Origin of the sequence: Methylobacterium sp. Leaf465, from assembly GCF_001424705.1 — a bacterium.
Classification (GTDB): domain Bacteria; phylum Pseudomonadota; class Alphaproteobacteria; order Rhizobiales; family Beijerinckiaceae; genus Methylobacterium.
This window is the reverse complement of sequence record NZ_LMRA01000026.1, coordinates 1-9672: the sequence shown is the minus strand read 5'-3', so window position 1 is coordinate 9672 and position 9672 is coordinate 1. Positions and strand designations below refer to the sequence as shown.

Sequence of the window (9672 nt, the reverse complement as noted above, 5' to 3'; positions counted from 1 at the left end):
CCAGTTCAGACCACTGCGCGTCGCTCAGCATCGTCCCTCCTGCATCAGAGAGACGAAAACGAAAGCCAAACCAATCCGTTCAGGCGACGACAGACCCTAGCCGTCGTCCGCGCCAACTCGAAGCCGTCGGGGCCTCCCGGCATCTCGACATCGGTGAAGAGCAGGATGATCGATCCCGCGTACTGGTCGAGAAGCTTGATCGCCTCCACTCCGTTTGCCGCAGACAGGGCGTGAAACCCAGCGTCCTCCAGGATCGTCTCGGCATCCATCCGGATCAGAAAATCATCATCGGCGACGAGGGCATACGGTGAGTTCGACGGGTTCGGCATCACCGTCAAATCCGGCCAGGCTCAAAGGTTCACGACGATACGGGCGCGGAACCGCGATGTTTCGCCTAAGGTTTTGCGTGTCCTAGGATTCCGTGTTGCGAACCCTGGGGCGGCCAGCGTCCTATCCCGCCGCTCGCCTACGGCTGCGGCGTTTCGAGGCTGCCCGGCGCAGGATGCGCGACAACGCCTCAACCGAGTATGGCTTCTGCAGGAGCTCGAAGCCGTGGTCCGTCTCCTGCGCGAGGACGTGGCTGTAGCCGCTGGTCAGAACCACCGGCAGGCTCGGATAGAGCCGCCGGATGATGCGCCCGAGCTCGACGCCGTTCATACCTGGCATGACCACATCCGAGAACACCACATCGTAGACGCTCGGGTTCCGGGCCAGGGCCGCGAGCGCCTCGTCGGCGTTCATGACCCAATGGGTCCCGTAGCCAAGCTCCTGCAGCGTCTGTGTCGAGAAGGTGCCGACCTCGCGGTTGTCCTCGACGACTAGAACCTGGGTGCCGCGCCCATCGACCACCGCATCGACCTGGGCCGCTTCCCTCTCCTCGTTCTCGCCCACCTCCGCCCTCGGGAGATAGAGCGCGAAGGTGGTGCCGCGTCCGACCTCGCTCTCGACCACGACCTCGCCACCCGACTGCTTGGCGAAGCCGAACACCTGAGAGAGCCCAAGTCCGGTGCCCTGGCCGACACCCTTCGTGGTGAAGAAGGGCTCGAAGATCCGGTCGATCTGGTCCGCCGGGATGCCGGAGCCCGTATCGGTGAGCGCGATCCGGACGTAGTCCCCCGCCCGCGCGGAATGGGACCGCGACGCCGGTACACCCTCCACCGCCCCCACCGCGATGTCGAGACGACCTTCGCCCCCCATCGCATCGCGGGCGTTGACCGCCATGTTCACCAGAGCGGTATCGAACTGGCTCGGATCGGCATTGATGTGGCAGAGCTCGTCGCAGACGTGGATGGCGACGGCGATGCGGGCCCCGGTGAGGGTTTCCACCATCTCGCCGATGGCCGTGACGCTCCGCCCGGCGTCGAACACCTCCGGTCGAAGCGCCTGCCGACGGGCGAAGGCCAGGAGCTGTCCGGTCAGCTTGGCGGCCCGATCCACGGTATCGGAGATCGCGCCGATGTAGCGGACCCGCCGGTCCTCGGTCAGATCCGGTCGCTTCAGCAGGTCGGTCGAGGACTTGATCACGGTCAACAGGTTGTTGAAGTCGTGCGCGACGCCCCCGGTCAACTGTCCGACTGCCTCCAGCTTCTGCGACTGCCTCAGCGCCTCCTCGATCTGGAGCAGGCTGGCCGCGCGCTCCTTCTCCTCGGTGACATCCCGGGAGACGCAGTAGAGCAACCCCTCGACCGGGACGGCCGTCCACGACAGCGTGCGGTAGCTGCCGTCGCGCGCCCGGAATCGGTTCTCGAAGGCGAGCGTCAGGCCACCGGCAGCGAGGCGGGCGACCTCCGCCTGGGTCCGCTCGCGGTCCTCGGGATGTTCGAGCCATTCCGAGGTCTTCCCGACGATGTCGTGATAGTCCCATCCCAGGATGCGCTGCCATGCCGGGTTGATGCTCACCCAGACGCCGCTGGCGTCGGCGACGCCGAGCATGTCCCGGCTCACGTGCCAGATCCGGTCGCGTTCCTGGGTGCGCTCCGCGACCTGGGCCGCCAGCGTCTCGTTCATCGCCTGCAGCGCTTCCTGCGCCCTGACACGCTCGACGGCGTCCCAGATCCGAGATGATACATCCTCGACCAGGGAAACCTCGGCGGCCGTCCAGACCCGCGGCTCGCTCTGGTTCACGTAGACGACCGAGCGCATGCGTCCCTCGTGGACCTGTGGCACGGCAACCAAGGCTGCGATGCCGAAGGCGCCCATCCCCAGACCAGCGGTGTCCGCATCGGCCTCGACGTCGGAATAGACCGACGTTCGGCCTTCCCTGAGATTGGCGATGTTGCCCGGTCCGAATGCGTCGAGTGGGTAGGTGTCGGCCAAGGCTGCGACGCCGTCGACGTATTCGGTACCGAGGGTGGCGGACACGCCGTCCTCCTCAACGAAGCCGTAGCCGACCCGGCTGGCGCCGATGTGCTTGCCGAGCGCATCCACCGCCGCCTGCATCCTGTCGCGTGGGCCGCCCTGCTCGCGCAGCGTGTCCGTAAGGTCCAGCAGGAAGCGCTGCCGAGCTTCGGCCGCATCCCGCTCCGAGACCCGCAGCTCAAGCTCCGCGTTCATCTCCCGCAGGCGGCTCTCGACCAACCTGCGGCCGGTGACGTCGGAGACCGTCAGCACGGCCCCGGCGACCTTGCCGCCGTCGAACACGGGGGCGTTCGAGCAGACCACCTCGATGGGCGTGCCGTCGCGGCGGAAGAACGTGGCATCGCGCTCATGCAGGGTCAGCCCCTCGCGGATCGCCTGGACGAAGCCGCATTCGGAGGACGGAAACGGACGCCCGTCAGGATGGTGATGATGGGCCGCCTCGTGCAGGTCCTGCCCGACCAGGGCGTCCGCGTCCCAACCGAGCAGGTCGTGCGCCGTCCGGTTGGCGAAGATGACGACGCAATCGACGTCAAGCTGGAGCACGGCTTGGCTGACATGGTCCGTGACCGTCTGGAGCAGGTCGGTCTGCCGCTGCAGAGCCTCGGCCGCGAGGTGCTGCCCGGTCCTGTCCCGAAGGATCTTCAGGTAGCCGACGTGGCTGCCGTCGTCGGCGAGGAGCTGGATCATCTCGCCCAGGGCAAAGAAGCGCGACCCGTCCTTACGCACGTGCCAGCGCTCGTCGAAGCCGCGTCCCGCCTCGCGGCTCACCCTCATCTCGCGCTCGGGCACGCCGTTCACGACGTCATCGTCGGTGAAGAAGATCCGGCCCGGCTTGCCGAGCATCTCGGCCTCGGACCAGCCGAGGATGGCTTCGGCGCCTGCGCTCCAGCGTGTCACCAGGCCATCGAGGTCGGTGGTCACGATGGCATAGTCCAGGGCACTATCGAGAATCTGACGATGACGGGTGTCTGCGTCGCGGCTTCTCATCAGGGCGTCGTCGCGCGCAACCATCGACCGACGCAGTTCCATCTGCGCCATGACTTGCCGGGCCAGCGCCTCAAGGGCTTCGGCCTGCTCCGGCGTCAGCCCCTCCGGGCGCGGCTCGACGTCCATCACGCCGAGGGCCCCGAGCGGCAGGCCCTCGGGCGTCTCCAGGCGGGCGCCGGCGTAGAACCTGAGACGGGGCTCGCCGATGACCAGGACGTTGTCCCGCGTGCGGGGGTCGGCGGTGAGGTCCGGGATGACCAGCAGGCCGGGCTGGCGCAGGGCATGGACGCAGATCGATTGCGCCAGCGGGGTCTCAAAAGGTTCGAAACCCACGCGGGCCTTGAACCATTGCCGGTCGGCGGCGACGAGGTTTACCAGGGCGACTGGCGTTCCGCAGATCCGCGAGGCGAGCAGCACGATGTCGTCGAAGCCCCGCTCCGCCGGCGTGTCGAGGATGCCGTAGCCGTCGAGGACCGCGAGCCGGGCGGGATCGCGTGCGGCTTCCACGCCGCCGGTCTCAGGCGCGGTCATTGACGGCCATTGAAGATGCCGGGGCAACGGCGCTGCGGGCGGCCTTCGCGTCTTCCCGCTCGATCATATGCCGGAGCGCAGTCCGCACGACCTCGCTGACGGAAGTGTATTGACCCCTGGCGACCTGATCCTCGACGTAGGCGATCAAGGGTTCGGTTAGGGCGATGTGTCGGGAATGCTTCGCGGCCATGCCGGCCCTTACCAGCTGCCACCGGCGGTGTCGCATCGGCGACACCCTCTTCACGTGAAGGTGCAGGCGCCGGATGTCGCACCGAGGTCATGAACAAGCGTGGTCACGGCAAGTATGACCGAACCCATGCGGCGGATCGCGACCTTGGCTTGATGACGTTACGTCGTGCCAAGGTTCGACCGACGTGCCGCAGGCCCGCCAACCTCATAGCCCCGCATGCCCGGCCCGGAACCTGTGACCTCCAGCGCTCCGGCCACCCCAAGGGCGAGGATGCGGGCGAACAGGAGTTCGTAGCTGCATCCCTGCCCAGGTTGATCCAGCCCGGAATCGAGCTTGTTCAGAACGCGGGCGACCAGCTTGATGAGCGGTTCCCGTTCCCCCGACGCCTGCCCCATCAGGATGGCGTCGAAATGGGTCAAGGGCACGGAGACCAGGCGTCCGTCGCGCAAGACGCGCAGCGGTGCATTCTCCAGCCTCAACCGCGTCCAGGCGGCCACGGCAGCGTCGCTCTCCGCCCGGGAGTACGGACGCCGCCTCTCGGCGAGGCCGGCCGCCACGATCTCCGCGGGCCGCAACTGCCCCAGCGACCGGATCGACGAGACGCGGCCCGCGCCCGGGACGTCGAGCCCGGTCGCGTCAACGACGTCGAAGGGGCGGCCGGCCATGCGGAAGACGAACTCCAGGAAGCAGGCGTACTCCGCGGCGTCGCTGAGGCAAACCCAATGGACCGGATGGACGCCGACGGCCGTCGCCTCCACCCAGGGCGCCTCCGAATCGGCCGGCTCCTCGCAGGGCTCTTCGTCCGATCGCAGGTTGGCCTCGAACCAGGCCCTGCGCACGGCCGGATCGAACGAGTCGATGGGGCCGACGCTCAGGTCGTGGGTGAGCGCAACCACCCGATCCGTGCAGCCCTGCAATCGCAGGGCGTCGCGGACGCTCTCCGCCCTGCTGACCCCCCAGGCCGCATGGACCACCTCGACGGACACGGTCATGCCGGTCTCCCATTCCCGTTCGAGCTCGACGACCGGCAGGGTCCGGCTGTCCGGCCCGTCGGCGATGGCTTCGGTCGCAGGGTATCGATGCGGCTTACGGCCCGTGACCCGCGGCACAGAGGTCGACTGGCAGCGGACTGGACTCCTGGAACATCCGGCAACTGCGCTCGATCTCGTCGCGCATCATGGCGCAGGGGTTCGCCGCGTTGCATGGCGGATGCGTCGCGGGCGACGCATCCCGGCACTGAGCGGCCAGACGCTTGGCGGCGACCGGACCGATCTCGTCACGGCATGCGACGGCCCCTCGGTCCGGCGCGGGCTGCCCGGACGAAGGGTCGACCGATAGGGCGACCAGGATCAGCGAGGATAGGGCCAACCCGAACCTGTTCATGAATTCCTTCCTCCTCGACCGCTTGCCCCGGCCCCTCCGCATCTTCGAAGGAATTCGCCGTGCCGGCCCTGCAGCGACCAGCATCAGGGACCGAAAGGTTCAGCCCGGGCTCCGTGCCAAGGCCCGTTCGATGATCTCGCCGAGCGCATCCGCCGTCAGCGCTCCCTCGTGTCGGTCGTCGTCCACGAACAGCGTCGGCGTACTGTGGACGCCCAGGGCGGAGGTCGCCTGCGCAGAGACGCGCTGCACGCCGTCGTAGAGGGACTGGTCGCGCAGGATGGCATCGAACCGATCCCGGCTGATCCCCGCCTGCTGCACCACTTCGCGCAGGGCATCCAAAGGCTTCTCAACGAACGCCCAGGACCGCTGCCGCGCGAACAGGAGATCGGTGAGCGCGTAGTAGTTCCTGCCGCCGTCCGCCCGGGCCAGCATGAAGCCGGCCGTGTCGAGAGGGCTCAACGGGTATCCGCGCAACGCGAACCGCACCTGTCCGGCATCGACCCAGCGCGCCCTGATGGCCGGCCAGGTCCCGTGATGGAACGCCGCGCAATGCGGGCAGGTCAGCGCGGCGTACTCGACGAGCGTCACCTTCGCCTGGGGCGATCCCAACCAGACATCGCCGAGCGGTCCGGCCAGGGCCGGATCCCCGACATGGATGCCCCCCGTGTCGCGAGGGCCTCTCGGCACCATCGTGGCGACGCCGAGGGCCGACAGTCCGAAGACCGATCCCGCGATCACGCCGCGACGGCTGAGGCGGGTCGACGCCGTCCTGACGGCAGGGGTCATACGAGAACTCCGGCAGGGGTTGGGGGACGAGGGCGGCGCATCGGAAGCGTGGTCACCCTGGCGAGGCGTCGAGCCCGTCACCAGCGGTGGTGCCAGCCCGCATGCCGGAAGCCCCCCCAGCGGTGCCCGCCGCCATGCCATCCGAAACGTCGATGCCATCCGCCGCGCCATCCGAAACGGCGATGCCAGCCATACCGGTAGCCGTAGCGCCAGCGGGGCCCGCCCCACCCGCGATAGCCGAAGTGACGATACACGGGGCCGTAGGCGTAGGGACGGTAGCCGAGGTTCGGCCGGCACCAGCCGTAGAACCCGCGGTGGAACCCGAGGCCGCAGCCGTCACGGGCTTCGGCGGCCGAGGCGGCCGTGAGAAGCCCCGCGGCAAGGGCAAGGGGTAGGATGATCTTGCGGATCATGTTCGCCTCCATGGTCGTCCGGCACGCGACCGGACGCAGGTCTAGGGAAAGGGGTGGGAAGGCTCAGTTCGGCCAGCAACGGCGGCCGTAGGGCCCGATGTGGAAGCCCGCCGGGCAGGAGGCGCCGCGGACGTAGCCACCCCATTGCCCGCCGGTCCGGCAACCGCCGTAGGGGCCACGGTGGCCGTAGGGACCGCAGCCGCCATAGACTTGGATGATCCGCGCGCCGTCCGATCCGTCGGACACGGCGTCCTGGATCAGGGGCGACGCCGAGGCCGGGAATGCCAAGCCGGCCATGAGCGCGACGGGGGCGATCATCTTCAACATCATCGGATCCTTCTCTGTGGTCCGGTGCGCCGCCATGCCTGAGCCAGCGTCGCGACCGATGAGGGCCAAGATCGTCCCGACCTCCTTCCTGGATGTGACCGACCGATGCGCCGACGTAACGTTTTGTAACGGGCCGCCCTGCGGGCCAGACAGGGCATCAGGCGATGGCCGGCAGGGTCGCGACGAGGCGTGCGCCGCCGAGGGGTGACGCCTCGGCCACGACGGTACCGCCATGCGCCTCCGCGATCTGGCGGGCGATGGCGAGGCCGAGACCGGTGCCGCCGGTGCGGCGGTTGCGGGACCGTTCGATCCGGTAGAACGGGCTGAACACGGCCGTCCGCTCGGATTCCGGTATACCCGGGCCGTCATCCTCTACCGTGACCCGACACAGCGCATCGGTCCGGCTCACGGTTACAGCCACCGTGGAGCGGCCGAACTTGACGGCGTTCCCGATCAGGTTGGCGACCACCCAGCGCAGGGCGACCGCATCCCCGGCAGCGACCGCATCCTGCACGTCCTCGCCGGTCAGGCGGACGTCGATGCCTTGTGCAGCATGCTCGGCCACCTCCACGGCGACGAGATCGGCCAGGTCGACCGCCGTCCGGCCTACCTCGACCGCGGTGCCCCGGGCGAAGCCCAGGGAGGTCTCGATCAGCGCGGTCATCGCATCGAGGTCCTCGACCAGCCTGTCCCGTCGCTCCGGTTCCGTAACGCCTTCCACCCGCAGCCGCAGGCGGGTCAGGTAGGTCTTGAGGTCGTGCGAGATCGCGCCGATCAGCATCGAGCGTTCCCCGAGGAGCCCGACGATACGCTCCTGCATGTCCCTGACCGCCCGCGAGAGCCGACGGATCTCCGGGGCGCCCCGGGGCGTCGCCACCGGCTGGTGGGAACGCCCGTCGAAGCGGGTGACCGCCTCGGTGAGGCGTCGCAGGGGGGCGAGCTCGTGGCGTGCGCCGACGAGGACGAGCCCCGCCACCGCCGCGCCGAGGACAGCCACCCACAGGCTCAGCGGCTGGCCGAGCAGCCATGGCATGATCGACCGGTGCCTCTCGATGGCCGAGATTACCAGGGTCCGGCCGTCCGGCAGCCGATATGTCGCCGTCGCGAGGCGACCGATGGGACCATTGCGATCCCTGTCGTCTACCGCATCGGGATCGACGCCCCGGTGCAGCATGGCGGTGTCGGTGAAGGCCTGCAGCGGCCCGTCCGGATCACCCGTCATCCGGCGCAGGCGCCGTTCGAGGCGCGGTTCGGGGATCAGGTCGTGATGGTCGGCCGGCCCATCGGTGATCTCGGCCCTGAGGGCCTCGCCGCTCACGGCCTTCAGGATGGCCGGTCTCAGGGCAGGATCCGCATCCCGCAGCAGGATCACGATGTTCGCGGCCTGGTCGACGCGCGGAAAGCGCGTGCCGTAGGGGGAGCGCTCCTGCCGACGCTGCCATGTGTCCACGGCGACGGTGGCGAGGACGAGCAGGGAGAGCGCGCCCAGCAGGAGCAGCATGATTCGCCCGAGCAGGCCGACGCGGGCCATCACGGGGCCTGCCTCACCGGTGCGGCGAGGATGTAGCCGGCATTGCGGACGGTCTTGAGGAGCGCGGCCGCATCGCTGCCCGCGGCGTCGAGCTTGTGCCGCAGCCGGCTCACCTGCACGTCGATGGTCCGGTCGAAGGCGTCGGCAGTGCGACCGCGGGTCCAGTCGAGGAGCTGATCGCGCGAGAGCACCCGCTGCGGCCGGGTGACGAAGCAGTGCAGCAGGTCGTACTCGGCGCTGGTCAGCCCGATCTCGGAATGTCCCTCGCCGACCGTCACTCGACGCGCAGCGAGGTCGACGACGAGATCGGCCACGACGAGGGTCTCGGGATCGGCCTCGACCGCCGCCGCGCTGGCCCCTTGCGCGCGGCGCAGGACGGCGCGGATGCGGGCGAGCAGGACCCGCGGGTTGAACGGCTTCGAGACGTAGTCGTCGGCCCCCATCTCAAGGCCCAGCACCCGGTCGATGTCCTCGTCCTTGGCGGTCAGCATGACGATGGGCGGGCCGCCCGCCTCGCGCAGGCGCCGGCAGATCGACAGGCCGTCCTCGCCCGGGAGCATCCAGTCGAGCACGATGAGATCCGCGGATCGCCCCGCCGTGAGGTGCCGGTCGAGGCCGGCGCCACCGTCGAGGCCGACCGCGCGGAACCCCTCGCCTTCCAAGTAGGCGGCAAGCTGGGTGCGGATGTCGGCGTCATCCTCGACGATGACGATGGTCTGGTCGTCGCTCATCCCGCAAACATACGGGGACCGAGCGAGCCGACAACGCAAAAGGCACCGTCGTTACAAAACGTTACACGGTGTCTCGCCACTTTGGCTGTCTTCCAGAACCGTCCGATGCGATGCAATCTCGTGCCTTCACCGAACGAAGTCCCGGAGTCGATCATGGGGGATCACGGACGCAAAGCCTTCACCGCCGCCGCGCTCGCCGCTGTCGCTTTCGCCGCGACGCCGGCCCCTGCGGCCAGCTTCGATCGCGCCAAGGCCACGTCGAGGACGGAGCGCCTGATCTGCTCCGACGCCGCGCTCGGCGCCCGCGACGAGATCCTGTCGAAGCTCTACGTCGCGGTGTCTGTCGTCAGATGATTTGGGACATTCAGCGGTGTTCAGGAGCGGAGGCTCTGGTCCATCTGGGGTAAGAGGTTAGGCAGCCTGCGCGTGATGGCG

At 68.8% G+C, this 9672-nt stretch carries 10 protein-coding genes; 1 reads left to right on the top strand and 9 read right to left on the bottom strand.

Going from position 1 to position 9672, the window contains the following annotated elements:
* Positions 1-44 precede the first annotated feature (44 nt).
* The 9 genes from ASG51_RS14935 to ASG51_RS14890 form a co-directional block, all read right to left on the bottom strand.
* Entirely contained in the window at positions 45-329 is a 285-nt protein-coding gene (locus ASG51_RS14935; RefSeq protein ID WP_056381660.1) for a response regulator, read from the bottom strand.
* A gap of 121 nt (positions 330-450) precedes the next feature.
* The gene (locus ASG51_RS14930) at positions 451-3852 is read right to left on the bottom strand and encodes a PAS domain S-box protein (protein WP_056381659.1); all 3402 of its coding nucleotides are present in this window, start codon (positions 3850-3852) and stop codon (positions 451-453) included.
* 10 nt (positions 3853-3862) lie between these two features.
* On the bottom strand, positions 3863-4066 hold the full coding sequence (locus ASG51_RS14925) for a type II toxin-antitoxin system ParD family antitoxin (protein WP_056381657.1): 204 nt from the start codon (positions 4064-4066) through the stop codon (positions 3863-3865).
* Positions 4067-4224: 158 nt separating this feature from the next.
* On the bottom strand, positions 4225-5058 hold the full coding sequence (locus tag ASG51_RS14920) for a DUF3658 domain-containing protein (protein WP_056381664.1): 834 nt from the start codon (positions 5056-5058) through the stop codon (positions 4225-4227).
* A 490-nt stretch (positions 5059-5548) separates the two neighbouring features.
* Entirely contained in the window at positions 5549-6235 is a 687-nt protein-coding gene (locus ASG51_RS14910; protein ID WP_056381654.1) for a thioredoxin domain-containing protein, read from the bottom strand.
* Between the two features lie 77 nt (positions 6236-6312).
* The gene (locus ASG51_RS14905) at positions 6313-6648 is read right to left on the bottom strand and encodes a hypothetical protein (protein WP_056276828.1); all 336 of its coding nucleotides are present in this window, start codon (positions 6646-6648) and stop codon (positions 6313-6315) included.
* A 63-nt stretch (positions 6649-6711) separates the two neighbouring features.
* Positions 6712-6975 carry a hypothetical protein gene (locus ASG51_RS14900; protein ID WP_056276831.1) on the bottom strand — a complete coding sequence of 88 codons (264 nt, stop codon included), beginning with the start codon at positions 6973-6975 and terminating at the stop codon, positions 6712-6714.
* Positions 6976-7132: 157 nt separating this feature from the next.
* On the bottom strand, positions 7133-8506 hold the full coding sequence (locus ASG51_RS14895) for an ATP-binding protein (RefSeq protein ID WP_056381652.1): 1374 nt from the start codon (positions 8504-8506) through the stop codon (positions 7133-7135).
* On the bottom strand, positions 8506-9237 hold the full coding sequence (locus tag ASG51_RS14890) for a response regulator transcription factor (protein WP_056381650.1): 732 nt from the start codon (positions 9235-9237) through the stop codon (positions 8506-8508). The genes ASG51_RS14895 and ASG51_RS14890 overlap by 1 nt, the downstream gene beginning before the upstream one ends.
* 81 nt (positions 9238-9318) lie before the next feature.
* Here ASG51_RS14890 and ASG51_RS14885 point away from each other — a divergent pair, with 81 nt between their 5' ends.
* The gene (locus tag ASG51_RS14885; protein WP_156389731.1) at positions 9319-9591 is read left to right on the top strand and encodes a hypothetical protein; all 273 of its coding nucleotides are present in this window, start codon (positions 9319-9321) and stop codon (positions 9589-9591) included.
* The last annotated feature ends 81 nt before the right edge of the window (positions 9592-9672 follow it).